This is a genomic window from Streptomyces sp. NPDC027663 (assembly GCF_055566415.1).
On sequence record NZ_JBVHSK010000026.1, the window covers coordinates 33,434 to 55,652 of the forward strand.

Annotated in this window: 22 protein-coding genes; 10 read left to right on the forward strand and 12 right to left on the reverse strand. The window is 70.3% G+C overall.

The genetic code is table 11. The features are described from left to right. Positions 1-75 precede the first annotated feature (75 nt). Both ACZ4SF_RS37130 and ACZ4SF_RS37135 read left to right on the forward strand, forming a co-directional pair. Positions 76-690 carry an ATP-dependent Clp protease proteolytic subunit gene (locus ACZ4SF_RS37130; protein WP_468393343.1) on the forward strand — a complete coding sequence of 205 codons (615 nt, stop codon included), beginning with the start codon at positions 76-78 and terminating at the stop codon, positions 688-690. Positions 691-783: 93 nt separating this feature from the next. Next, positions 784-1,395, forward strand: a complete 612-nt coding sequence (locus ACZ4SF_RS37135; protein WP_468393345.1) for an ATP-dependent Clp protease proteolytic subunit — start codon at positions 784-786, stop codon at positions 1,393-1,395. A gap of 126 nt (positions 1,396-1,521) precedes the next feature. Here the strand turns inward: ACZ4SF_RS37135 and ACZ4SF_RS37140 are convergent, their stop codons facing one another. The 6 genes from ACZ4SF_RS37140 to ACZ4SF_RS37165 form a co-directional block, all read right to left on the reverse strand. Further along, positions 1,522-2,259 carry a dienelactone hydrolase family protein gene (locus tag ACZ4SF_RS37140; protein ID WP_468393300.1) on the reverse strand — a complete coding sequence of 246 codons (738 nt, stop codon included), beginning with the start codon at positions 2,257-2,259 and terminating at the stop codon, positions 1,522-1,524. A gap of 126 nt (positions 2,260-2,385) precedes the next feature. After that, positions 2,386-2,580 carry a hypothetical protein gene (locus tag ACZ4SF_RS37145; RefSeq protein WP_468393302.1) on the reverse strand — a complete coding sequence of 65 codons (195 nt, stop codon included), beginning with the start codon at positions 2,578-2,580 and terminating at the stop codon, positions 2,386-2,388. A 92-nt stretch (positions 2,581-2,672) separates the two neighbouring features. After that, positions 2,673-3,794 carry a S8 family peptidase gene (locus tag ACZ4SF_RS37150; protein WP_468393304.1) on the reverse strand — a complete coding sequence of 374 codons (1,122 nt, stop codon included), beginning with the start codon at positions 3,792-3,794 and terminating at the stop codon, positions 2,673-2,675. 592 nt (positions 3,795-4,386) lie between these two features. Then, the gene (locus ACZ4SF_RS37155; protein WP_468393306.1) at positions 4,387-4,965 is read right to left on the reverse strand and encodes a Type-2Aa cytolytic delta-endotoxin; all 579 of its coding nucleotides are present in this window, start codon (positions 4,963-4,965) and stop codon (positions 4,387-4,389) included. A 129-nt stretch (positions 4,966-5,094) separates the two neighbouring features. Further along, positions 5,095-5,379, reverse strand: coding sequence for a hypothetical protein (locus tag ACZ4SF_RS37160; RefSeq protein ID WP_468393308.1), 285 nt, complete (start codon positions 5,377-5,379; stop codon positions 5,095-5,097). 207 nt (positions 5,380-5,586) lie between these two features. Beyond that, on the reverse strand, positions 5,587-6,423 hold the full coding sequence (locus ACZ4SF_RS37165) for an NmrA/HSCARG family protein (protein WP_468393310.1): 837 nt from the start codon (positions 6,421-6,423) through the stop codon (positions 5,587-5,589). An 811-nt stretch (positions 6,424-7,234) separates the two neighbouring features. Between ACZ4SF_RS37165 and ACZ4SF_RS37170 the strand changes: the two genes are divergently transcribed. Next, the gene (locus tag ACZ4SF_RS37170; protein ID WP_468393312.1) at positions 7,235-7,516 is read left to right on the forward strand and encodes a hypothetical protein; all 282 of its coding nucleotides are present in this window, start codon (positions 7,235-7,237) and stop codon (positions 7,514-7,516) included. 276 nt (positions 7,517-7,792) lie between these two features. Here ACZ4SF_RS37170 and ACZ4SF_RS37175 read toward each other — a convergent pair whose 3' ends face one another. Continuing rightward, complete coding sequence (locus ACZ4SF_RS37175; protein WP_468393314.1) at positions 7,793-9,571, reverse strand: acyl-CoA dehydrogenase family protein; 1,779 nt, start codon at positions 9,569-9,571, stop codon at positions 7,793-7,795. A gap of 492 nt (positions 9,572-10,063) precedes the next feature. Between ACZ4SF_RS37175 and ACZ4SF_RS37180 the strand changes: the two genes are divergently transcribed. Both ACZ4SF_RS37180 and ACZ4SF_RS37185 read left to right on the forward strand, forming a co-directional pair. Continuing rightward, the gene (locus tag ACZ4SF_RS37180; protein ID WP_468393316.1) at positions 10,064-10,249 is read left to right on the forward strand and encodes a hypothetical protein; all 186 of its coding nucleotides are present in this window, start codon (positions 10,064-10,066) and stop codon (positions 10,247-10,249) included. Next, positions 10,246-10,557, forward strand: coding sequence for a type II toxin-antitoxin system PemK/MazF family toxin (locus ACZ4SF_RS37185; protein WP_468393318.1), 312 nt, complete (start codon positions 10,246-10,248; stop codon positions 10,555-10,557). Before ACZ4SF_RS37180 ends, ACZ4SF_RS37185 begins: the two co-directional genes overlap by 4 nt. A 7-nt stretch (positions 10,558-10,564) precedes the next feature. Here ACZ4SF_RS37185 and ACZ4SF_RS37190 read toward each other — a convergent pair whose 3' ends face one another. Continuing rightward, positions 10,565-11,791 (reverse strand): cytochrome P450, encoded by a 1,227-nt coding sequence (locus ACZ4SF_RS37190; RefSeq protein WP_468393320.1) that lies wholly within the window; start codon positions 11,789-11,791, stop codon positions 10,565-10,567. A 437-nt stretch (positions 11,792-12,228) separates the two neighbouring features. Between ACZ4SF_RS37190 and ACZ4SF_RS37195 the strand changes: the two genes are divergently transcribed. Both ACZ4SF_RS37195 and ACZ4SF_RS37200 read left to right on the forward strand, forming a co-directional pair. After that, positions 12,229-12,756 (forward strand): GtrA domain-containing protein, encoded by a 528-nt coding sequence (locus ACZ4SF_RS37195; RefSeq protein WP_468393322.1) that lies wholly within the window; start codon positions 12,229-12,231, stop codon positions 12,754-12,756. 196 nt (positions 12,757-12,952) lie between these two features. Continuing rightward, on the forward strand, positions 12,953-13,708 hold the full coding sequence (locus tag ACZ4SF_RS37200; RefSeq protein WP_468393324.1) for a thioesterase II family protein: 756 nt from the start codon (positions 12,953-12,955) through the stop codon (positions 13,706-13,708). 218 nt (positions 13,709-13,926) lie between these two features. Here ACZ4SF_RS37200 and ACZ4SF_RS37205 read toward each other — a convergent pair whose 3' ends face one another. The 3 genes from ACZ4SF_RS37205 to ACZ4SF_RS37215 form a co-directional block, all read right to left on the reverse strand. Next, positions 13,927-14,769 (reverse strand): DUF4097 family beta strand repeat-containing protein, encoded by an 843-nt coding sequence (locus ACZ4SF_RS37205; RefSeq protein WP_468393326.1) that lies wholly within the window; start codon positions 14,767-14,769, stop codon positions 13,927-13,929. Between the two features lie 84 nt (positions 14,770-14,853). Next, complete coding sequence (locus ACZ4SF_RS37210; RefSeq protein ID WP_468393328.1) at positions 14,854-15,372, reverse strand: toxin-antitoxin system HicB family antitoxin; 519 nt, start codon at positions 15,370-15,372, stop codon at positions 14,854-14,856. A gap of 173 nt (positions 15,373-15,545) precedes the next feature. Beyond that, positions 15,546-16,328, reverse strand: coding sequence for a GbsR/MarR family transcriptional regulator (locus ACZ4SF_RS37215; RefSeq protein ID WP_468393330.1), 783 nt, complete (start codon positions 16,326-16,328; stop codon positions 15,546-15,548). A 260-nt stretch (positions 16,329-16,588) separates the two neighbouring features. Here ACZ4SF_RS37215 and ACZ4SF_RS37220 point away from each other — a divergent pair, with 260 nt between their 5' ends. Further along, positions 16,589-17,251, forward strand: a complete 663-nt coding sequence (locus tag ACZ4SF_RS37220) for a DUF4097 family beta strand repeat-containing protein (RefSeq protein ID WP_468393332.1) — start codon at positions 16,589-16,591, stop codon at positions 17,249-17,251. Positions 17,252-17,560: 309 nt separating this feature from the next. On the opposite strand, the gene ACZ4SF_RS37225 is transcribed toward ACZ4SF_RS37220, so the two are convergent. Further along, positions 17,561-18,259, reverse strand: coding sequence for a class I SAM-dependent methyltransferase (locus tag ACZ4SF_RS37225; protein WP_468393334.1), 699 nt, complete (start codon positions 18,257-18,259; stop codon positions 17,561-17,563). 124 nt (positions 18,260-18,383) lie between these two features. Between ACZ4SF_RS37225 and ACZ4SF_RS37230 the strand changes: the two genes are divergently transcribed. Both ACZ4SF_RS37230 and ACZ4SF_RS37235 read left to right on the forward strand, forming a co-directional pair. Next, positions 18,384-19,139: a thioesterase II family protein gene (locus ACZ4SF_RS37230; RefSeq protein WP_468393336.1), complete on the forward strand. Its 756-nt coding sequence runs from the start codon at positions 18,384-18,386 to the stop codon at positions 19,137-19,139. Positions 19,140-19,754: 615 nt separating this feature from the next. Continuing rightward, positions 19,755-22,019, forward strand: a complete 2,265-nt coding sequence (locus ACZ4SF_RS37235) for an MMPL family transporter (RefSeq protein WP_468393337.1) — start codon at positions 19,755-19,757, stop codon at positions 22,017-22,019. Positions 22,020-22,219 lie beyond the last annotated feature (200 nt).

Genomic DNA, 22,219 nt, shown 5'->3' on the forward strand with positions numbered 1-22,219 from the left:
CCCGGGGCGCCTGGGGCTCGGTCAAGAAAAGGGGAATACATGAGTGACGCGAAGTTCCACCACCCGGCACCGTCGATGGCACCGTATGCCTACAGCCCCAACGGCGGGGCCGCGTTCGGTGACCAGATCTACAATCGCCTGCTCAGCGACCGCATCATTTTCCTGGGCAAGGAAGTCGACGACGAAATCGCGAACCAGATCACAGCCCAATTGCTGACGCTGGCCGCCGACACCGAGCAGGAGATCTACCTCTACATCAACTCCCCCGGCGGCTCGGTGATGGCCGGTCTCGCCATCTACGACACGATGCAGTACATCCGCAACGACGTCGTCACCGTCGCCATGGGGTTCTGCGCGTCCATGGGCCAGTTCCTGCTCACGGCCGGCACTCCGGGGAAGCGGTTCGCGCTGCCGCACACCAGGATCCTCATGCACCAGCCGTCGGCCGGGCTCGCGGGTTCCGTCACGGACATCAAGATCCACGCCAAGCAACTGCTCGAGACGAAGCGGGAGATGGCCGAGCTGATCGCCCAGCACTCGGGGCAGACGTTCGAGCAGATCACCAAGGACTCGGACAGGGACCACTGGTTCACGCCCGCCGAGGCCAAGGAGTACGGCCTCATCGACGACATCATGACCCATGCCACGGGGGCGCCCGGCGCCGGTGGCTTCCAGAGCAAGTCTGCTTGACGGTCGCGTGGTGGGACCACAAACCCCATCCGCATGGAGGTGTCGCGCTCAGTGAAGCCGATTGAATACTCGTCTCAAGGCCGGGGCCTGCCCATGACAGGTCGCTACGTCGTTCCGAGCTTCGTGGAGCGCACCACGCAGGGAACCAGAGAACTGGATCCGTACGGCAAGCTCTTCAGCGAACGGGTGATCTTCCTCGGAAACCAGGTCGACGACACGTCGGCCAACGACATCATGGCGCAGCTGCTCTGTCTGGAAGCCATGGACCCGGACCGGGATATCTCCCTCTATATCAATTCGCCTGGAGGCTCGTTCACGGCTTTCACCGCTATCTATGACACCATGCAGTTCGTCAAGCCCGAGATCCAGACCGTCTGTCTGGGTCAGGCGAACTCTGCCGCCGCATTGATTCTCGCCGCAGGTACGCCAGGGAAGCGGATGGCGCTGCCGAGCGCCCGGATACTCATTCACCAGCCGTACCACGAGGGAAGCCAGGGCCAGATATCCGACCTCGAGATCCAGGCGGCGGAGGTCGAACGGCTGCGTCAGCTCATGGAGAACGTGTTGGTGAAACACACGCTGCAAACGCCGGAGCAGATCGCCAAGGACGTGGAGAGAGACAAGATCTTCACCGCCCCGGAGGCCAAGGAGTACGGCCTGATCGACCACATGGTGTCGCCTCGGTCGGTCGCCGGAGTGTCCTGACGCCCGTTCACTTCCTTCGGGCGTGATCTGCGACAGGGCCGGGATCACACATGCCCCGACCCTGTCGATAGCCGGTGGTGACCGGGCAACCCGGTCCGCGGCCCGGAATCGCGGTTGCCGGTCCGGTCACTCCGTCACGGGCAGGCACTCGGCGAGCAGGGCGACGACGTCGCGCCAGGCCCGCTGGGCGTGCCGTGGGTGGTAGCCGACGCCGGGGCGCACGGCGTGGTCGACCGGCGGGTGGTGGAAGGCGTGCAAGGCGCCGCCGTAGACCACGAGGCGCCAGTCGACGCCCGCGGCCTCTATCTCGGCGGTGAATGCTTCCCGTTGCGCGGGCGGCATGATCGGGTCCTGCGAACCGACCCCGGCCCACACCGGGCAGCGAATGCGCGCCGCCTCGCCCGGCCGGCCCGTGGTCAGTGCGTTGACCGTCCCGATCGCACGGAGGTCGACGCCGGCGCGCCCGAGTTCCAGCAGGATCGCGCCCCCGGTGCCGTAGCCGACGCCGGCGATCCGGTCGGGGTCCGTCCGTGGTTCGGCGCGCAACACGTCGAGCGCCGCGTGGCCGATGCCCCTTATCCGGTCGGGGTCGGCGAGCAGCGGGAGCGCGTGGGCCAGCATCTCGTCGGGGTCGGTGAACCAGCGCCCGCCGTTGATGTCGAAGGCCAGCGCCACGTACCCCAGCTCGGCCAGGGTGTCGGCCCGGCGGCGCTGGAAGTCGTTCAGCCCCGTGCCCTCGGGCCCGACCAGGACCGCGGGCCGGCGGTCGTCACCGGCCGGGAGCGCGAGGTGTCCGATCATCGTCAGGCCGTCGGCCGGGTACTCGACCGTGCGCGTCGTCACCGTCGTCGTGACCGTCGTCATGGGACGGAACTGTAGTGATCGCCGGGCCCGGAGCCGGGTGAACGCGCCGGGGTGGACGTCGTCGCTTTTGCGGGACAGAGGCAAGGTGACGCCCACGCCACCTCGCGCCGGTACACAGCGACCGGTTCACCCGGCGGAGCCGCGGACATCTCCGTACGGCACCGGGCGGCCGGTGAAGGCGTCCGGGAGGAGGCGGTCGGCGAGTGGCTTCGACAGCTCGACCTGCACGCTCTGTTCGATCATGTTGGTGGGGCAGGGGCCGCTTCTCGCCCCCGTGACGGAGGCGTACAGCACTACGCTCTCGCTCGTCTCCAGCGCCATGAGACGGGGCCGTCGTCGTGGTTCCGCTCCATTCCTTCGACGCGGAGAGGCGCGGCCGGGTTCGCGGGGCGTTCTCGGGGCGGCCGGGCGGGTCAGAGGCCGCCGGTGTTGAGCAGCCGGTTGGGGGTGTCGGAGGGGACGCCTCGCACGACACCGCGGGTGGCCGTGTGGTCGAGCCAGACGTGGACCTGCTTCGCCGTGGCGTGGGGGTGTGCCGACAGGTACAGCGCGATCACGCCGGTCGCGTGCGGCGCGGCCCAGGACGTCGCGCCGTCGACCTCCGTGGTCGTACCCCCGCCGGCGAGGGCGGCGGTCACCTTCTGGCCGGGCGCGTAGAGGTCCACGCACCGTCCGTGGCCGGAGCCGTAGGAGCCGGTGTCGCTCCAGGCACGGTCGTTCGAGGTGGAGGCCGCCACGACGATCGTGCCGGGGACGCCGGCCGGGGAGTGCTTGCAGGCGTCGTCATGGAAGTTGCCGGCCGACACCACCGTCGGGATCCCCGCGTCGACCATCTTCTTCACGGCGGACTCCAGGGCCGGCGACCGGTGGTCGAGGTTGAGCGACATGTTCACCACCGCCGGTTTCTGCGCGTGTGCGGTGACCCATTTGACCGACTTCACCAGGGCCGCCTCGACCTGCGACGGGGAGCCGCCGCCCTCGCTCTCGCACATGACGCCCTGGACCCGTACGAGTTCCGCCTTGGGCGCCACGCCGTACTTCGTCCCGCCGATGATGCCCGCGACGAAGGTGCCGTGGCCGCTTCCTGTCTCGCTGAAGCAGTCGCCGGAGTCCTTCGGGCCCACGAAGTCGGCGCCGAGGTGGGCGCGTCCGCCGAACTCCTTGTGGGTGACGTCCATCCCGGTGTCGATCACGTAGACGTGAACGCCCTTGCCCGTGGCGGTGGTGGTGAACTTCCCGTTCAGCGGGCGTGATCGCTGGTCCAGGATGTCGAGGTTCCACGGAACGTGCCGGGTGACGGCCGATGCCGCGGCTCCCGCGGTCCCGGACAGATTCTCCACGGCGGCGGACGACGCCGGTGCCGAGCCCGACGACGCCGACGCCGGGCCGGACGACGCCCGGTCCCCGGAGGGCGCACTGTCCCCGGAGGGCGCCGCGGACACTCCCTTGCCGTGGGCGGGGAGCTTTCCGCCGCTTCCCCCGGCCGCCGCGCCGGCTTCCCCGCCGCAGGCCGAGGCGCCGAGCACCGTCGCCATGGCCACCATCATGAGACCGGCCTTCGTCACGTTCCGCGTCACAACGTCCCCCGCTTTCCTGCTTCGCACACAATCAGCGCACAAGACGAGCACGGGGGGTGGACGGTTCCAGGGGTGTGTGCGGGGGTGGGTCGGGGGTGCGGGGGTGGGTCTGGGGTGCGGGTGTGGGTGGGGGTGCGGCTCTGGGTGGATGGGTCGGGGCGTGCGGGTGTGGGTGGGCGGCGTGCGAGTGGGTGTCGGCGTGCGAGTGGGTGGGCGGGCGTGCTGGTGGGCTGCGTGGGGGTGGGCGGGCTGCGTGGGGGTGGGCGCGCGGGTGAGTGGGTGGGGCGGCTCGTGTGCTCGGGGGAGCTGTGCGGCCTCGCGCTGGGCGGGACTTGGTGCCGACGGCCGGAGACTTCGGCGTCGGGCAGGGAGAGGAGGGGCTCGCAGGCGGCGAGGCTGGGGCGGCCGTGGTGGGGGCCGGCGCCGGGCAGTGATGTGCACCTTCGCGACCCGGGACGGCGGGCCGTGACTGGTCGTGGGGACCGTGGGGCAACGGCCGCAGGACGTAGGCGGACGGCCCTGCGAGCACGCGGCGGGCGATGCCTGGAGGTCAGGCCACGTTCGCGAGCTTCTGGCGTACGACGATCGCGTTGAGCCGGACCGCGAACGGTGCGGTGTCGGTGAGGCTCAGGGTCCCCACGCGGGTCTTGCCGAAGCCGATGGTGACGTCGGCGCAGAAGGCGACGGCGTACAGGTGCGCGCCGGCTTCCTCGTCCTGGAGGGCGAAGAAGAGATCGCGGTAGTAGCTGGTGTGCTCCGGGCCCTCCTCGTAGTAGGCCAGTCCCGGTTCGCCCTCCTGCGCGGCGAGACCGGTGAAGGCATCCAGGAGGTGACGCTCGATCGTGTCCCAGAACGATGCCTGAGCCGCCTCGGGCGGGAGCGCCTGGCGGAGCGCCTCCTTGAGGGAGAGCGCCATCACCAGGACCGGCGCCTCCTCCTGGAGACCCCAGCCGCGGACCATGTTGACGATGTCGCTGTCGGGAAGCAGGGCGGCGGCATCGCGGATGTGGCCGAAGTCGTAGTTGACGGTGGCGGGCGCGATCGCCTCCTGGAAGGCGCGTCCCAGGGCCTCCGCCTGGGCAAGGTGAGCCTCTCCCACCTCGGTGATCGTCCTGAAGCAGGCTGCCAAATCCCCCTCCTTAAACATTTTGTTGCAGCGGTGAGGCGTCAGTATGCCGTAGCGCTGCGCCACCCCGCCCCCCGGGTCGCCGGCGCGGCAGACGTCACGGCGTGGGACACGGCGCCACTCCGGGGGCCGCTACCCGGCGGCCACGACCTGGCCGGCGGTGACCTGCGGTGGGGTCGGGAACAGTGACGGGAGGTTGTCCCGTACGAAGTCCGCCGCTCTCCTGACCGACTCTTCGGCCCCGGCTCGGTCTTCGAAGACGCTGGTGGAGACCATCACCCCGTCCCCGGCGTCGATCCAGTAGTAGGCCACGAAGCCGGGGACCTGGCGCAGGAGAGGCACGAAGTCCTCGTCCACCCGGCGCCCCGCCTGGGCAGGGTCGGTCACCCCTTCGTACCGCCGAACCACTGCGTACATCGCTGTTCTCCTCACGGCTCCCGGGGCACCTCGCGCGAAACGACATACCCCGCGCCGTACGCCTCTCGCTCGCGGGACGTCGGGAAGGCACTCGGATAGGCGCATCGGCCACATCGGCCATGCCGTCAGAACCCGTTGGCGTCGATGACAGCCGGCGACGGCATGTGCCCCCGGCCCGGTCTCCGGGAGTCGTGCCCGGTGTGCGGCTCAGGCGAGTTGCCGGGTCCAGTCGTCGAACGATGTCCAGGAAATCTCGGGATACGTCTCGTGCAGTTCCGCAATGTCGATGGAATAGCCCTCTTCGTTGAGGAAGGCCCACATGGCGACCATGTCGTCGTCCGAGCGGCGCCGCAGGTCCAGTGGAGTCTGCGCGGCCTCGACCGGCCACCCCAGCGAGCGAGTGAGCGCTGCGGCCATGCGGGCGGGTGAGGGCGCGTCGGAGGCGACCTCGATGCGCTGTCCCAGGTGCCCGGTACGGTTGTCGACCACAGCGGCGACAAGGGCTCCGATATCGCGGCGGGCCACCTGCTGGAGCGGGCGGTCGACCGGAAGCGGCAGGGGCAGCCGCCCGGCCCGCAGATTCGCCGCGTCCCCGAGCAGGTTGTCGTAGAAGTAGGCCGGGGCGACGATGGTCCAGTCGTCGCTCTCCTGCCGCAGGGCCTGCTCGATCCGTTGCTTGCTGTCGAAGTGGGGCACTCCGGTGGAACGGTCCGCCGAGGCGACCGACGAGAACACCAGGTGCGGCAGCGCCGCCTGCCGGGCCGCCGCGACGACGGTGAGCCCCTGCTCCACCTCGGCCTGCGGGCCTTCCTCGAACGGGGTGGTCACCGCGAATGCGGCGTCCATGCCGTCAAAGGCGGCGACCAGTGAGGGCACATCCCGCAGATCGCCATGGACCACCTCCACGCCCAGGCCTTCCAGGGCACGGGCACGGGCGCCGGACGGGTTGCGGACCACGGCGCGAACCTGCCGTCCGGCTTCGAGCAGACTACTGACGACTGCGCCGCCCTGGGCACCGGTGGCTCCCAGCACCGCTATGTGCATGACCGCCCTCTCCAGGATCCCGCTGGAGGATCCCTCTCCAGGACGCGACCCTTTCCGAAGCCATCCTGCGCCCGCAGTGGCAGGACGGCACGTCGAGGGGGGCGGTGCAAGGCGGTGCAGGGAGGTGGAGGGCGGAGCAGGGCGGTGCAGGGCGGTGCAGGGAGGGCGGCTGCAGGGCGGAGCAGGGAGGGCGGCTGCAGGGCGGAGCAGGGCGGTGCAGGGCGGTGCAGGGAGGGCGGCTGCAGGGCGGAGCAGGGCGGCTGTCGGAAGGGCCGCTGCGAGACCGGGGTCCGGCCACACCGCGTGCCGTTGCGTGTCTGGCGGGCGGGGTGCTGTCGCCGCCGCCGGTGCCTGAGTAGCTGTACTCATGTGTCCGGGCCGGCCGTTGCCCGAGGGTGTGGCCATGACGCTGAACAGGGTTCTCATGGGTACGGCGGTGGCAGCGCTCGGTGTGGTGGCGCTGACTGCGTGCGGGAGCGGGCAGGCCGGCGGGGGGCAGCGGGACGCCGCAGACAGCGTGGATGCGCAGGCGGCGGCTGCACTCGCCGGCCCCCGTTCCGATGCGCAGGTTTCGTTCATGCAGATGCTGGAGCGGGTGGGTGCGCCGTGTGTGCCGGACGCTCCGGCGTCGGCGAAGCCGGGGGATCCGGCGGCAGCGGAGCCGGATGGTCCGGGGCCGGCGGAGTCGGATGATCCGGGGCCGGCCGAGCGTCCGCCCACGAGGCCGAGTGGGCCGCTGCCGGTCGATGAGAAGGCGCCCACGGACGTACCGTCCCCGGCTGCCACGCCTGAGCCGCCCCGGCTGAACGCGGTGGAGGTGTGTGAGGGCCGTGCGCATGGCAAGCGCATCGCTCAGGCGCTGGCCGCCCTGAACAAGCCCACCGCTCTCCAGGTCCGGCGGAAGCTGAACGAGCTCGGCTACATCGACTCCCGCATCCACGGCCTGACGGCTCAGCGGGGCGTGGTGCGCTTCTGCCTGGACCTGCGGGTGATGGGCGGGCAGCTCGCGCTCGAGGGCACGGCGGCCGGGAAGAAGACCGCGGTGGAGGCGTTCGCGCACCCGGCGGAAGGTCGGTTCAGGCCGGGCGAGTAGCGCCGCTCGGCGAGCCGTCGGCGGAGCAGGCCTCGGCTCGTGTGCGCCGGGTGGCACCACGGTCGCAGGCGGCCGGAGTCACCCGCCGCCCGGAACCCGCCGCACCCTGCGCCGTTCGCGTTCCTCGGCGGATTCGCCCGGTGGCCCGGCCGCGGCGAGCCGGGTCCCGGTCGGCAGCGCGTGCTTCCTGGTCCACGACGGAGTGCGGTGGCGGCAGAGGGCCTCATTCGGGCTGGGGTAGAGGGCCTCATGCGGGCTGGGGTAGAGGGTTTTCGGTTATGCGGGGATCATTTCGGCTGCGGTTGTCGAGGGGCGCAGTATCGGGTGTTCGTCCATGACGCCCTCCAGGACGGCGAAGGCCTCGGTGAGGTGCAGGGCGTGGGGCACCAGGGCTTCGATGAGTGCTTCCTCCGTGTCGGGCAGCTGGTCGATGTGGTCCGGGGTGATGCGGCCGGCGGCCAGCAGGTCTCCGCTGTGTGCCTTCACGTGGCGCAGGGCGAACAGTCGGTGCAGTTGGCCGAGGACGGCACGGGCGCGGGAGTCGGAGGCCTTGCCGGCGGCGTCCAGCAGCGCCTGCGCGGCAAGGCGGTGCACGTGTGCTTCGACGAGTTGCAGGGCCGGTGTCACGGTTCCGTTCCACCGCGCGAGGGGGTCGCCGCGGCGTCCGTTGCGCAGTCGGCTGCGGGCCCTGCCGTGCCAGATGCGCTCGACGTCCGCGAGCAGTTCCTGCAGGTGGTCGGAGTCGTCCAGACAGCGGCCGGCCGCGGGCACCGTGGAGGGGGGCGTCGGGGTGAACCCGCCCATGAGCATCTCCCCGGCCGCCTTCACCCAGATGACGCGGTTGTCGCCCTCGGCGGTCACGGTTCCCTCGTTCGCCGCAAGCTGGTAGGCGATGCCGTTGGAGAGCAGCAGGCCTTGTGCTCCGCAGCGCTCACGGCATTCGGTCATGACCGTCCTGGCCTGCCAGGTGATCCAGGCTTTGGCCACGGCCGTCAGGCGCTCGGTCTCCTCGCGTTCGGCCTCGCCGCCTGTCGTCCATCGCTGCACCACGTCGCGGTGCAGCAAGGTCGCGGCGTAGGTGGTGGCGACCGCGGAGAGCAGTGAGGCGTGGTGGCTGCGGTGCTCGATGAGGGAGACCTTGCGGCCGGTCGTCATCCCCGAGGTGAGCCGGCGGTGGGAGTGCCGCATGGTGACGGCCAGGGCGTGGCGCGTGACGCCGAGGCTGTAGGCGCTCATGCAGAGTTTGCCGGTGTGGACGCGCTGGACCGACCTGAGGAATCGTTTGCGTGGATTGCCCAGCACGCTGGTGAACGTGCCGTCACGAGACAGGCGTCCGTGTTCTCCCTGCAGCATGGCCGTGAAGGGCAGCTGTACGCCGTGGAAGGACGTCGCGCAGTGGTCGACGGGCGCGCTGGCGGTCTGCGGGAGTGGCCGTACCTCCACGCCGGGGTGATGCCGGCCCGTGCTGTCGGTGATGGGGGTGAGGAAGAGGAAGACGCCGTGGTCGGTGTCGTCCACCAGCAGGCGGGCCGCGACGAGGGCGTTCTTCGCGCCTCCGGTGCCGGAGGTGTTCGGCATCCATTTGCAGGCGCCGGGGGTCGGGGTGTCGAGGACGAAGCCGCTCGTCTCCGGGTCGAAGGTGGCGGTCGTCTCCAGGGATGCGGCGTCGTTGCCGTGGTCCGACTCGGTGCACAGGAACGTCCCGACGCTTTCCATGCGGGCGTACGGATACAGGTCCCGGCCGCCGGGGTCGTGGTCGAGGAGACTGCCGATGTGGAGGTTCCAGTGGATGCTCGCGATCGTCGCCATACCGGCGTCCACCACTCCGGCCCACTCGTGCATCGCCGTGAGCGACTCGATGTCCGACGCCAGTCCGACCGGGTCCGCCACCGCTTCGTTGACGAAGTGGAGTCGCTCGTACGAGAGCGCCGTCCGCTCCTGTGGGCTGAGGCCCTCCTGGAAGGCGAACCGGGGGCCGTCGAACAGGCGCTTCCAGGGCTCGTGGATCTGCTCTGCGTGCGGACCGAACAGGATACGAGTGAAGTCCGCTGACATCCCTTGTATGTACGGAAGTTGAGAGGCAGTCACGAGCGGCAAGATAGTGGAATCGATCACTCCCACACAGCGTGATGATCAACACGATTGGCTGCGGGCCGTGGGTGGAAGCGGTACCGCGTTCCGCATCTGCCCCCAGGTCCGCCCTTCCTCTCCCGAACCTGCTCAGGCTGTGCGCGTGGCCGTCGCGCGTCCCTGCCCGGACCTGCACGCCCGGCACCGCGGACGGGAAAAGGATCTCCGTTGAAGACGGGAGAAGGATCTCCGTGGAAAAGGGAGAAGAACCTCCGTGCATAAGCATGAGTCCGCCTCGGCCGGCAGGACGCGCAGGTGGGGAGAGATCGCGAGGTCGTGATCGGGTCCGGCCCGCGGCGCCCGGTGTGCGGTGCCCGGCCCGAGTGCGAGGTTGGACGCCTTCGGCATGTCGGGCTGTGCTGCGGGTCTCCCCTCAGGGGCTGTCGTGATGGCACTCTTGCCACTAGATTTGGTGGCATGAGTGCCATCACCCTGCGGATCCCCGACGCCATGGACAAGCAGCTGCGCGACGCCGCGGCCGGCGCCCCGTCGCTCAACGACTACATCCTGCGCGCAGTGCGCCGTCAGATGACGCTGGACGCCGCCCGCAAGCTCGCCTCCACCGGGCCCCTGGACCTGACGGGCGAGGGCGACGCCCTGTGACCATCCGCAAGGGGGATGTCTGGGACGTCGACACCGGCAAAGGGACCCGTACCGTTCTGGTCGTCAGCCTCGACGGGCTCGCCGAGGCCTACGGCGCGGTCGTCGCCCTGGTGCTGCACGCCCCGGCGCAGCACCCCGACACGGCGATGAGCGTTCACCTGACCACCCCGGTCGACGCGTCCGCCGTCGCCGTGAACCTGCTCCAGCTGTCCGCGTCCCGCTTCGAGACGGGCACCCACCACGGCACCATCGGCCCCGAGCAGCAGGAGCTGGTCGACAACGCCCTCCGCGCGGTCCTCGACCTGTGATCCCGGCCTACGGGGCCGTTGTCGTCCAGGTGACCGGCAGTTCGTGGACCCCGTAGATGTTCATGTTGGTCCTGAGTTTCACCTTGTCGGCGGGGACGGCCAGTTCGAGGGTCGGGAAGCGGCGCAGCAGGCCGGCGAAACCGGCGCGCATCTCGATGCGGGCCAGTTGCTGACCGAGGCACTGGTGGACGCCGTGGCCGAAGGACAGGTGACCGCGGGCCGTGCGGTGGATGTCCAGGGTGTCGGGGTCGTCGAAGCGCTGCGGGTCGTGGTTGGCGGCCAGCAGTGAGACGACGACGGTCGATCCCTTGCCGATGGTCTCGCCGCCCAGCTCGATGTCCTCCGTTGCGTAGCGGAAGAAGATGTCGGCGACGCAGAGGTAGCGCATGAGTTCCTCGACGGCGTCGGGCATCAGGTCCGGGTCGGCGCGCAGTTCGGCCAGCTGCTCGGGGTGCTCCAGGAGCGCGAACGTGCCGAGGCCCAGCATGTTGGCGGTCGTCTCGTGGCCGGCGAGCAGCATCAGGAAGGCGATGCCGGTCAGTTCCTCGATGGTGAGGTCGTCGCGGCGGGCCAGGTCGGACAGGATGTCTTCGCCGGGGGCGGCGCGCTTGCGCGTGACCAGTTCGCGCAGGTACGTGGTCAGGCCGGTGTAGGCGGCTGTCTTTTCATCGAGCGACACGTCCTTTTCCAGGAATTTCGCCGTGTCGGCCTGGAAGCTCTCCCGGTCCGCGTACGGGACGCCGAGCAGTTCGCAGATCACCAGCGAGGGCACCGGCAGGGCGAACTCCGCGACCAGGTCGACCGGCGGGGTCAGGCGCGCCATCTCGGCCAGTTGCCGCTCGGCGATGTCGATGATGTGTTCTTCGAGTTCCTTCAGGCGCTTGACGGTGAAGGCGCCGGTGAGCAGGCGCCGCAGCCGGGTGTGGTCCGGGGGATCCATGCTGATGAACAGGCCCGGCACCTGCGGGGACGGTTCGGTGGCGGCCGGCATGCCGGGAACCTCGTACGGGATGTGGAGGACGCCGATGTCCGTGCGGGAGCTGAACCGGGTGTCGGCCATGAGACTGCGGACCGCGCTGTAGCCGGTGACTAACCAGCCCTCGTGACCGTCGGGGAAGTGCAGGGGGCTGACGGGGCGGGTCTCGCGCAGCCGGGTGATGTCGCGGGGCGGGTTGAAGGGGCCCGCGTCGCGCTCCATGGGGAGGCTGTGGGGGATGGGGGGCGTCTGACTCATCGGTTTTCCTCTCGTGGTGGTCGTAGTGGCCACCCGTCTCATTCGTCATCCGTCAGGCGTCATCCGTCAGGCGTCAGGGTGGCATCGAGAGCTTTTCCGCGACTCCAGCATGGCACACATCTGGGGCCGTTATGAGCCAATGTGCGCCACGGGTGAGCCACCAGGGGGCCATGTCGTTGCCGTGCCCCAACAAGGCTCGGCCTCTTGGAAACTGAAGCCCCTCGCATGGTCCTGGGGATCCGGTACGCCGAGTCGCCGACCTGCACCTTCACGAGTCCCTTCACACACCGGAACCATGGATGGGGAACCCCGCGCCACAAACGGCTCCACGTGGTGCCATTTCTGTGCCATCATAATGCCGTTGGTGGCGCGCACCTCGGCCTCGCAGGCCCGTGAAGTGCGCGCTTCGTCGGAGTGAGTCATCAAGGGGGCGGACCATGGGGACAGCACGCAGCCGGCAGCAGACAGCATCTGGTGCCTTCGCCGCCTTCGCCCGCTTCGTCGTCTGCGGGGGCGGGGTGGGGCTCGCCTCCAGCTTCGCCGTGGCGGCGCTCGCCTCCTGGATTCCCTGGGTCCTGGCCAACGCCGTGATCACCGTGGTGTCCACACTCCTGGCCACCGAAGTGCACGCCCGCTTCACCTTCGGGGCGGGCGGACGCGCGACCTGGCGCCAGCATGTGCAGTCGGCCGGGTCCGCGACGGCCGCGTATGCGGTGACCTGCGCGGCGATGTTCGTCCTCCAGCTGCTGGTGGCTGCGCCCGGTGCGGTGCTCGAGCAGGTCGTCTACCTGTCTGCCTCCGCACTCGCGGGCATCGCGCGGTTCGCTGTACTGCGCCTGGTCGTCTTCGCGCGGGGCCGCTCGCACATCGCGGCGGCCACCGTCCGCACCATCCCTCGCGGGCCCGCGGCCGTGGCCCTTGCCGCGGCCCCGGCCGGTCCCGCGGCGCTCTGCCACGCCGCCTGACCGTCCCGGGACACGGACGCGTCGGCCGGGCTCCGGCTCGCGGCACAGACTCGGGGACGCCTGCAGGGACCCTCGAAGGCCACTTGAGCGCGCGGCCTCCGAAGCCGCCGCGCGGCTATCGTCCGAACTCCCCGCCGCCGGTCCGGGATCCAGGTCACCGGGCCGGACGCCGGAGTGCCTCGCCGATGGAGCCGCCATGCGAAAGGCCGAAGAGCCTCAGCTGCGTCTGTTCGTGTTCCACCACTCCGGTGGTTCGCATCTGACGTACCGCGACTGGCCGTCCTGCTTCCCTGCCGACTGGGACGTGCAGATCCCCGACGCACCGGGCCGCGGGCCCCGCGACGAACGCCCCGCGATGAGCGACACCGGTGCCCTGCTCGATCACTTCCTGCAGGAGCTGGACAGCCGGCTGACCGGCCGCTTCGCGTTCTTCGGACACAGCATGGGCGGGCTCGTCGCGTACGAACTGGCCCGCCGGCTCATCGATCTGGGGCGCACACCGCCGGTCTGGCTCGGCGTGTCCGCACGCGGCACGCTGCACCCCGACGGGGATCCCACCCGCCGGCATCTGCTGTCCGACGCGGAACTGCGCCGGGAGCTGATGGCGATGGGCGGTACGTCGTCCTCGGTGCTGGACCACCAGGAGCTGTGGGAGCTGTTCGCGCCGACCATCCGCGCGGACCTGCGCATCAGCGAGACCTGGCGTACGAAGCCTCTCGCCGAGCCGCTGCCGGTGCCTCTCTCGGTGTTCGGCGGCACCGGGGACCACGTGGCGCCGCCGCACCGTCTCGACGGCTGGGAGGCCGTCTCCGCGCACTTCCTGGGCCTGCATCTGTTCGACGGAGGCCACTTCTACTTCCAGGACCGGCTCCCGGAGGTCGCCGGTCGGATCCAGGAGGACGTGCGCCGCGCCCTGCTCCTGGCCAGGGAACCGTCCGAGGCAGCGCAATGACCGTCGGAGGCGGCGCGAAGACCGTCGGAGGCGGCGCGAAGACCATCCGCGGCGGCGCGAAAACCGTCCGCGGCCTGCGCCGTGCCGGGTCCGGTACGCGGCGCAGGCGTCGCCGGTGTGCCGCACCCGGACAAGGCGGCGTACTCCGACGTGGTGTCGGGGTGCGCCGCCTTCGGGAGCGGGTGACGACGGCCCGGGCGCGTGTCCGGGGCCGGTGCTCAGGCGCGGGCGCGGCGGACGTCGATGTTGCCGTGGCGGGTGCGGGCGCGGACCTTGACGGTGTCCTCGCTCTTCTCCGGGCTCTCGGACGCGGTGAGCGTGTTGCGCACCTGGCCGGAGACCGAGCTGACGTCGAGCCAGGCGGCCGTGCCCTCGCGGACACCGACCTCGATGGCACCGTGGGCGGTCTCCAACTGGACCGTGCCGCGGGCCACTTCGTCCACGCGCAGGGTGCCGTGGGCGGTGGTGGCGGTGACCGAGGCCTCGGCGCGCCGGATCTCGATGTCACCGTTGGCGCCGTTCACCCGCAGTTCGCCGGTCGCGGCGCCGACGGTCGTGTGGCCGTGCGAGTTCTTCAGCACGGCGGGGCCGTCCACGAGGCCGACGCGCAAGCTGCCGGAGCTGGTGGTGATCTCGGCCCTCCCCTCGACCCGGTCCACGGTGATCGAGCCGTGCGACGCGGTCAGCTGCAGCGGGCCGGTCGTGTCGAGGCGCACATCGCCGGACGAGGTCTTCACCCGGACCTCGCCGAGCCGGCCCTCGCCGAGCACCCGGGTCCAGGCACCGGTCATGTCGATGTGCGAGCCCGTGGGCAGTTCGACCGTCACGTCGACGGTGCCGGTGCGGCCGAGCAGACCGGACTTGGGCGTCCTGACGGTCAGCACCCCGCTCCCGTACGTGACCTCGGTCTGCTCCGCCGTCCGGACGTCCATGTTCTTCTTGGGGTCCCGGGGCCGTACCTCGACGACGGTGTCGGCACGGTCGCCCGCGGTGAACTGGACGGAACCGGCGTCCACACGCGCCGTGACCGAGATCGCTCGGGGAGTCTCGAAAGAAGGCATGGCTGTCCCCGTCCTCTTGGGTCTTCAGGGCGTCCCCGCTGGGTGGGACGTGGCGTGGGCGAAGTGATGCGGGCGCGGGCGCGGCTAGCGCACCCAGCCCGTGAAGCTCTGTCCGACGGCCTGGGTCCGCTCCGGCGTACGCGGCCGGGTGCCGCCGTCGACCGCGGCCGACACGGCCCGCACCAGCCAGGCATTGACCGACAGGCCCTCACGGCTCGCGGCCTCCTCGGCGCGTGCCTTGAGGTGAGCCGGCAGACGCAGGTTGACGCGGGCGGTGCCGCCCTCGTCGCCGTCGGCCGGGGCCGGGGGCCTGGGCGGCTCGACGGACGCGGCCGGTTCCGCGACGGCGCTCCCGTGGGCGGGCGGGGGTGTCACCACGAAGTCGGGGTCCAGCCCGCGCAGCCGTACGTCGACCGAACCGGGCGCGAGCTCGCGGGTGATCTCGTCCATCGCCGCGGAGAGGACGTTGAGCAGGGTCAGCCGGGTCGCCGACTCCAGAGGGGCGGTGAGCCGCTCGGCCAGCTCGCGGGCGTCTTCCCCGCCGGCCTCGGCGGCCACCGTGAGTTCACGGCGGAGAGTGTCGACATACGGCGTGAGGTCCATGGCGCCATGGTTGCAGCAGAGTGGCACCACAGGCAAGCCCCGGTGGCACCGCGCCGGAGACCGGTGATCATGCAGAGGACGACCTGGCGGCAGCCGACCGCGGAAGAAGCCGCACCCGTGCCGCGGTGGTTCCTCCAGGGAGTGGCCGCAGCCCCGTGTCAGCGGCTGCCTTCTCAGGCCGTGGCTGTCGACACGCCCGGCTCTGCGTCGTCCGGACCCGCCTCGGCGGTGCCGTCCGAGGCCGCCTCGGTTCTGGTGTAGAGAACCTCGCGGCCCTGCTCCGCGGCGCGGATGAGCCCTTCGCTGACGAAGTCGAGGAAACGGGCGGCGTTCTCCAGGCGGGTGGCGGCCGGGGTGCCGCGGCCGAGGATGCCGACGCCCTGCCGTGCGGTCTCGATGAACTGGTCGTTGGACCGGGCACTGCGGATCATCGACTGGTACCAGAGGTCGTCGTCGACGACGTAGCGCTCGCGGCGGCGCTCGTCGCGTTCCCTGCGGACGAGGTCCAGGCTCTCCAGGAACGTGATCGCTTTGGAGATGGACGCCGGGCTGACCTGGAGCCGCTCGGCGAGCTCGGAGGCGGAGAGGCTGCCGGCGTCGGTGGTGTAGAGGCAGCCCAGCACCCGGGCCATCATCTTGGGCAGGCCCGAGGTCATGAAGACGGTGGTGAGGGTCTCCTGGTAGTCGCGCACGGCCTCGGCGTCGCGGCCGTAGGCCTGCGGGTGCGCCTGCGGCCCCTGGGGCGCGGCCTGCCTGCGCCGGTGGGTGCGCTGCTGCGTGGCGCGGTGGGCGAGGTCGGCGCGGTAGCCGGCGGGGCCGCCGTTCCGCATCACCTCACGCGTGATCGTGGAGGTCGGGCGGTCGAGCCGGCGGGCGATCTCGGCGTAGGCCAGGCCGTCGGCCAGCCCCACCGCGATCTGCTGGCGCTCCTGCTGGGTGAGCCTGCCTCCCGGCATCACTACCTCCTTCATGCCCACGGGTGCCGCATGGTGCCGCCCGGTGTCCCTCGACGCCTCCACCATAGCGTTCACCCTCAATGCATTGCAACGTTCACTTCCGGTGCGTTGCATTAAACCGGAAGGTGTTGCAACGATTACTGCGTCTTCACCTGCAGAGATGCCGTTTTTAAGCAAAGCTATTGTTGCGTCAAGTTGGAAAGCAACGTAGCGTTTCCAGTGTTCCGAACGACCAGCCGCAAGCGTAAAGGGAGAGCACGATGCAGAAGTTCGACACCCCCGCCCCGATCTCCGCCGTCCTGGACATCGCCGCGGGACGCGTCCAGTTCATCGCCTCCGACCGGGCCGACACCGCGGTCGAGGTCCTGCCCGCGAACGCATCGAAGAGCCGGGACGTGAAGGCAGCGGAGCAGACCACGGTCGAATACACCGACGGGGTCCTGCGGATCGAGAATCCGACGAAGAACCAGTACCTCGGCTCCAGTGGATCCGTCGAGGTGACGGTCAAGCTGCCCGCCGGTTCCCGGGTCGAGGCCAAGGCGGCCAGCGCCGAACTCCGGACCGTCGGCCGCCTCGGCGACGTCGCTTTCGAGGGCGCGTACCGTGAGATCAAGCTGGACGAGGCCGCGAGCGTCCGCCTCACCGCGGTCGACGGCGACGTCGAGGTCGGCCGGCTGGGCGGCACCGCCGAGATCAGCACCGCACGGGGCGACATCCGGATCGACGAGGCCACGGGGGGCAGGGTCGTGCTCCGCACCCAGTCCGGCGACATCACGGTCGCCGCTGCCGCCGGCGTCTCGGCCACCCTGGACGCGGGCACCAGCCACGGCCGCGTCAGCAACGCCCTCAAGAACGACGGCACCGCCGAACTCGACATCCGCGCCACCACCTCCGACGGCGACATCACCGCCCGCAGCCTCTGACCCACCGCTGCTTGGGGGTTGGAGCCGCGCCCGGCCCGGCCGTCGCGGCGAACGGGTTGCACGGGTTCCGCCGCGGCGGGGACGGCGACAAGGTGCGCCGGCCGTGGCGTCGTCCGGACGCTCGTCCGTGGTCGTGGCGTCGGGGATGCGCAAGGCGATGGCACTCATGCCAGCACAGCGAGTGGCATGAGTGCCATCACGGCAGGCTCAGTAGCGGTAGTGGTCCGGCTTGTACGGGCCGTCGACCCGCTGCGGCCTCACAGATGGCGCGTGCGCGCGGGGTTCCCGGGGCGGAGCGGGGCCCCAGCTTTAGGAAGGGTGGTAGGCGCTCACCAGCAGTGTGTCGGCGGTGCGCGGGGCGCCGGTGGCGGGCAGCACGTCGACGGTGATGTCGGTGAATCCGGCCTCGTCGAGCAGCTTGGTCCACACATACTCCTGCAGGACCCAGCGCCGCATCGTTGTGGCTTCGCCGTCCGGCGTCTTTGCCGGGATATCGGCAGCCACCACGTCGGGCTGGGCAGGCGCCCCGCTCAGGTAGTGGGCGAGGGTCGCGAACACCAGTCGCCCGCCCGGCGTGAGCGCGGTGGCCGCCGCCGGCAGCAATTCGTGCGGGTCGGTGAAGTCCACGGCGCCGAAGACGCTGTACAGGACGTCGTACGCGCCGGTCATCGCCTGCAGGTGGGACACCGCATCGGAGGCGACAACATGCAGGCGTGGTGCGAGGTGGGCGTATAGGTCGGTTGCCATGGCGGCTTGGGCGGGCGAGGCGTCGATGCCGATGACCCGGGCCGGCTGGTGGTGGACCGGCCTTGGCAAGCTGCGCTTCGTACACTCGGACGAGCCGATGGCCGAGGCGCTCGGAGCAGGCGCGTGGTGGTCGTGACGAAGAGCGCTTGGTCTCCGCTTACGTGACGGCTCCATCGTCCCGGGCGGCTCTGCCGTGCTCGCCAGCCGGCTGTGACGCAGCGAGACGGGGGCGCCAGGGACTTGAGAAGGTCTGTAGAGCACTTCGACGCCCGCTCGCGCGTGCGGTCGCCGCTGCCGCCGCGGGGCTATCGTTCGAACTTCCTACCCTTGGTCCGGACCCGGGTCATCCGGCCGGACGCCGGAGTGTCTCGTCGATGGAGCCGCCATGCGAAAGGCCGAAGAGCCTCAGCTGCGTCTGTTCGTGTTCCACCACTCCGGTGGTTCGCACCTGATGTACCGCGACTGGCCGTCCTGCTTCCCTGCCGACTGGGACGTGCAGATCCCCGACGCACCGGGCCGCGGGCCCCACGACGGACGCCCCGCGATGAGCGATATGGGTGCTCTGCTTGAGTACTTTCTGCAGGAGCTGGGCACCCGGATGACGGGCCGCTTCGCGTTCTTCGGGCACAGCATGGGCGGGCTCGTCGCGTACGAACTGACCCGTCGGCTCATCGACATGGGGCACACACCGCCGGTCTGGCTCGGTGTGTCCGCGCATGGCACACTGCACCCCGACGGCGCTTCCCGTCGCCGGCATCTGCTGTCCGACGCCGAACTGCGCCGGGAGCTGGTGGCGATGGGGGGTACGTCGCCCTCGGCTCTGGACCACCAGGACCTGTGGGACATGTTCGCGCCGACCATCCGCGCGGACCTGCGCATCAGCGAGACGTGGCGCACGCCGCCCCTCACCGTGCCGCTGCCGGTGCCCCTTTCGGTGTTCGGCGGCATCTTGGACGACGTGTCCCCGCCGCACCGCCTGGACGGCTGGGCAGACGTCTCCGAGCACTTCCTGGGCCAGCACCTGTTCGACGGCGGCCACTTCTATTTCCAGGACCACCTGCCAGAGGTCGCCGGGCGGATCCAGGGCGACGTGCGCCGCGCCCTGCTCCTGGTCGGAGCGCCGTCCGAGGCAGCGCGATAGCTGTCCTCGACCTCCGTACGGGCCCGGTACGCGGCGAGCCAGCCGAGTTCCGGATGCTCGGCCTGGTGGTCGTGCGCGACGGGCTGCCCGGACGGGCATCACACCCTCCGGCCGTGACGGCGTGACGGGACCGGCTGTGGCGGTCGCGGGGCCACTGCCGGCGGAGTCGTTGCTGCGGGCTGCCCGTCACGTCTCCGGGCATGCCGATGACACCGCGCTGTACGCCGAGATCCGCGCCGTGTCCGCAGTCGACCGCCTCAGGGGCGCGTTGCCGTAGCGCCGACCGAGGGTGGACGGGGCCGACGGCTGTAGTCGCAGCCCCTCCCCGGCGTCGTCGGCGTCTGAACGGTGTGGGCGTACGTTCCACGTAGCGATGACCGATGTGCCGCAGCGTAGGCGCGTATCGGCGCGGTGCCGTGCTGCGGCTGGCCGGAACTGGTCCGTCCGCTCGACGATCGCTTGGGGATCCGTCTCGATTCCTCGGACAAGCCGACCCTCCGACTGCGCTTTGGGCCATCGTGGGTGCATGTCAGAGCCGACCGTCCGGTGCTCATGCCCGGGCGGTCGGACGCATGCGTTCCTCCTTCCCCCCACTCGATGGAAGTGCGGTCAGCCGTGGCTACCTTGCTGTACAAACTCGGACGCTTCGCCTTCCGGCGGCGCGGCCTCGTAACCCTGCTGTGGGTGTTGATCGTCTGTGGCGTCGGTGCCGCGGCCTCGACTGCTCCCACACCGCCGACCGAACAGTTCTCGATGCCCGGCACCGAGTCGCAGAAGGCGTTCGACCTGCTCGAGGAGAAGTTCCCGGATGCCGGCGCCGAGGGTGCCACCGCCCGTGTGGTGATCCGGACGCCCGAGGGCAAGAAGATCGCCAATGAGAAGGCGGCGATCGGCGAACTCATCGGCGAGCTCGGCAAGGCGCCCCAAGTGGCGGGTGTCGCCGACCCGTTCCAGGCGCACTCGATCAGCGAGGACGGCCGTACCGCCTATGCCGTGGTGACCTACAAGGTCGCCGCACCCGATCTCACCGACGAGGCCCACGACGCGCTCACCAAGGCGACCGACCGGGCCCGCGACGGCGGACTGACCGTCGAGGCGGGCGGTGACGCGGTCGCGGTCGAGCAAAGCATGTCCGGCACCGGTGAGCAGATCGGTGTGCTGATCTCGGCCGTCGTGCTGTTCCTCACCTTCGGCTCGGTAATCGCCGCCGGTATGCCGCTGCTCACCGCTCTGATCGGGGTGGGTGTCGGCGTCTCCGCCATCGCTGCGCTGGGCTCCACCCTCGGGCTGTCCGCCACCACCTCGACCCTGGCGATGATGATCGGCCTGGCGGTCGGCATCGATTACGCCCTGTTCATAGTCTCCCGCTACCGTGCCGAGATCTCCGAGGGCCGCACCCCCGAGGAGGCAGCGGGTGTCACCACCGGCACGGCAGGTTCGGCCGTCGTCTTCGCCGGGCTGACGGTCATCATCGCGCTGGCCGGCCTCTCGGTCGTCAACATCCCGATCCTCACCAAGATGGCCCTCGCGGCGGCCGGTACGGTCGCCGTCGCCGTTCTGGTCGCGATCACCTTCGTGCCCGCTCTGCTCGGCTTCGCGCCGCGCCGGGTGCTGCGGGTCGCGGACCGCCGTCTCGTGCGTACCAAGAAGCCGCTGTCGGCGCGCAAGCAGGCCAAGTCCGAGAAGAAGGCCGCGAAGCTGGCCGCGCGGACCCAGCCGAACCTGTCCACCCGCTGGGCCTCGTTCGTGGTGCGCCGTCCGCTCGGTGTGCTCTGTCTCGCGGTGGTCGGCCTCGGCGCGCTCGCCCTGCCCGCCACCAAGCTGGAGCTGGGACTGCCCGGCGAGGGCACGATGGCGACCGACACCACTCAGCGCAAGGCGTACGACCTGCTGTCCGACTCCTTCGGGCCCGGTTTCAACGGCCCGCTGACAGTGACTGTCGAGGGCAAGGACGCGGCCACCGCCGGCGACAAGATCGGCTCGGTCCTGGAGAAGACCGCGGGCGTCGACTCGGTCTCCAAGGCCACCGCCAACAAGGCCGGTGACACCGCGATCTTCAGCATCGTCCCGAAGACCGGTCCGTCCGACGCCAGGACCGAGCAGTTGGTCAAGGACATCCGCGCGAAGGCTCCTTCGCTCGCGGCGTCCGCGGGTGCCACCGAGGTCCTGGTGACCGGGCAGACCGCGCTGTTCATCGACTTCTCGCAGACTCTGTCCGATGCCCTGCTGCCCTACCTGGGCCTGGTGGTCGGCCTGGCGTTCCTGCTGCTTCTCCTGGTGTTCCGCTCGATCCTGGTCCCGCTGAAGGCGGCGCTCGGCTTCCTGCTGTCGGTCAGCGCGGCACTGGGTGCACTCGTCGCCGTGTTCCAGCTGGGCTGGGGTGCCGACTTCTTCGGCATCGACCAGACCGGCCCCATCATGACCACCATGCCGCTCTTCATGATCGGTGTCGTCTTCGGCCTCGCCATGGATTACGAGGTCTTCCTCGTCACACGGATGCGTGAGGCGTACGTCCACGGCACTCGGGCGGATCAGGCTGTTGTCACCGGCTTCCGGCACAGCGGCCGGGTGGTCGCAGCCGCCGCGATCATCATGATCAGCGTTTTCTCCGGCTTCATGGTGGAGGACGAGGACCTGGTCGCGATGATGGGCTTCGGTCTTGCCTCCGCCGTGCTGTTCGACGCCTTCGTCGTCCGGATGGCCATCGTGCCCGCCGTGCACTCGCTGCTCGGCGATACCGCCTGGTGGCTTCCGAAGTGGCTCGACCGGCTCCTGCCGAACATCGACGTCGAAGGCGAGAAGCTGCAGCAGCGACTGCACACCGGCCCGCCACGGGTGGCGGACAGCAGGCCGGGGCACGAGCGGGATCTCGTCCACTGACCCGGTGTCCCAGGATGAACAACCGAGGCCCGGCGTGACCTGGTTCAGGTCGTGCCGGGCCTCAGTCACACCCCCGTCATCGACCAGCGTCGAGGCTCTGGCTTCCGCCTCCGCTACTCCGTCTTGCTATGTACCGGTAGTCAGTGTTACGGTGTACCGGTAGTCAACAGCGCTGACTAGCGCAGGGAGGAGGTGTTCCA

Excerpts from the sequence above, each read along its gene's own strand:
- ACZ4SF_RS37175 (WP_468393314.1), bottom strand. The coding sequence starts at position 9,571 with ATGTCAGCGGACTTCACTCGTATCCTGTTCGGTCCGCACGCAGAGCAG.
- ACZ4SF_RS37140 (WP_468393300.1), bottom strand. The coding sequence starts at position 2,259 with ATGACGACGGTCACGACGACGGTGACGACGCGCACGGTCGAGTACCCG.
- ACZ4SF_RS37200 (WP_468393324.1), top strand. The coding sequence starts at position 12,953 with ATGCGAAAGGCCGAAGAGCCTCAGCTGCGTCTGTTCGTGTTCCACCAC.
- ACZ4SF_RS37160 (WP_468393308.1), bottom strand. The coding sequence starts at position 5,379 with ATGTACGCAGTGGTTCGGCGGTACGAAGGGGTGACCGACCCTGCCCAG.
- ACZ4SF_RS37190 (WP_468393320.1), bottom strand. The coding sequence starts at position 11,791 with ATGAGTCAGACGCCCCCCATCCCCCACAGCCTCCCCATGGAGCGCGAC.
- ACZ4SF_RS37205 (WP_468393326.1), bottom strand. The coding sequence starts at position 14,769 with ATGCCTTCTTTCGAGACTCCCCGAGCGATCTCGGTCACGGCGCGTGTG.
- ACZ4SF_RS37220 (WP_468393332.1), top strand. The coding sequence starts at position 16,589 with ATGCAGAAGTTCGACACCCCCGCCCCGATCTCCGCCGTCCTGGACATC.
- ACZ4SF_RS37195 (WP_468393322.1), top strand. The coding sequence starts at position 12,229 with ATGGGGACAGCACGCAGCCGGCAGCAGACAGCATCTGGTGCCTTCGCC.
- ACZ4SF_RS37145 (WP_468393302.1), bottom strand. The coding sequence starts at position 2,580 with ATGGCGCTGGAGACGAGCGAGAGCGTAGTGCTGTACGCCTCCGTCACG.
- ACZ4SF_RS37165 (WP_468393310.1), bottom strand. The coding sequence starts at position 6,423 with ATGCACATAGCGGTGCTGGGAGCCACCGGTGCCCAGGGCGGCGCAGTC.
- ACZ4SF_RS37210 (WP_468393328.1), bottom strand. The coding sequence starts at position 15,372 with ATGGACCTCACGCCGTATGTCGACACTCTCCGCCGTGAACTCACGGTG.
- ACZ4SF_RS37230 (WP_468393336.1), top strand. The coding sequence starts at position 18,384 with ATGCGAAAGGCCGAAGAGCCTCAGCTGCGTCTGTTCGTGTTCCACCAC.
- ACZ4SF_RS37130 (WP_468393343.1), top strand. The coding sequence starts at position 76 with ATGGCACCGTATGCCTACAGCCCCAACGGCGGGGCCGCGTTCGGTGAC.
- ACZ4SF_RS37135 (WP_468393345.1), top strand. The coding sequence starts at position 784 with ATGACAGGTCGCTACGTCGTTCCGAGCTTCGTGGAGCGCACCACGCAG.
- ACZ4SF_RS37180 (WP_468393316.1), top strand. The coding sequence starts at position 10,064 with ATGAGTGCCATCACCCTGCGGATCCCCGACGCCATGGACAAGCAGCTG.
- ACZ4SF_RS37215 (WP_468393330.1), bottom strand. The coding sequence starts at position 16,328 with ATGCCGGGAGGCAGGCTCACCCAGCAGGAGCGCCAGCAGATCGCGGTG.
- ACZ4SF_RS37150 (WP_468393304.1), bottom strand. The coding sequence starts at position 3,794 with ATGGCGACGGTGCTCGGCGCCTCGGCCTGCGGCGGGGAAGCCGGCGCG.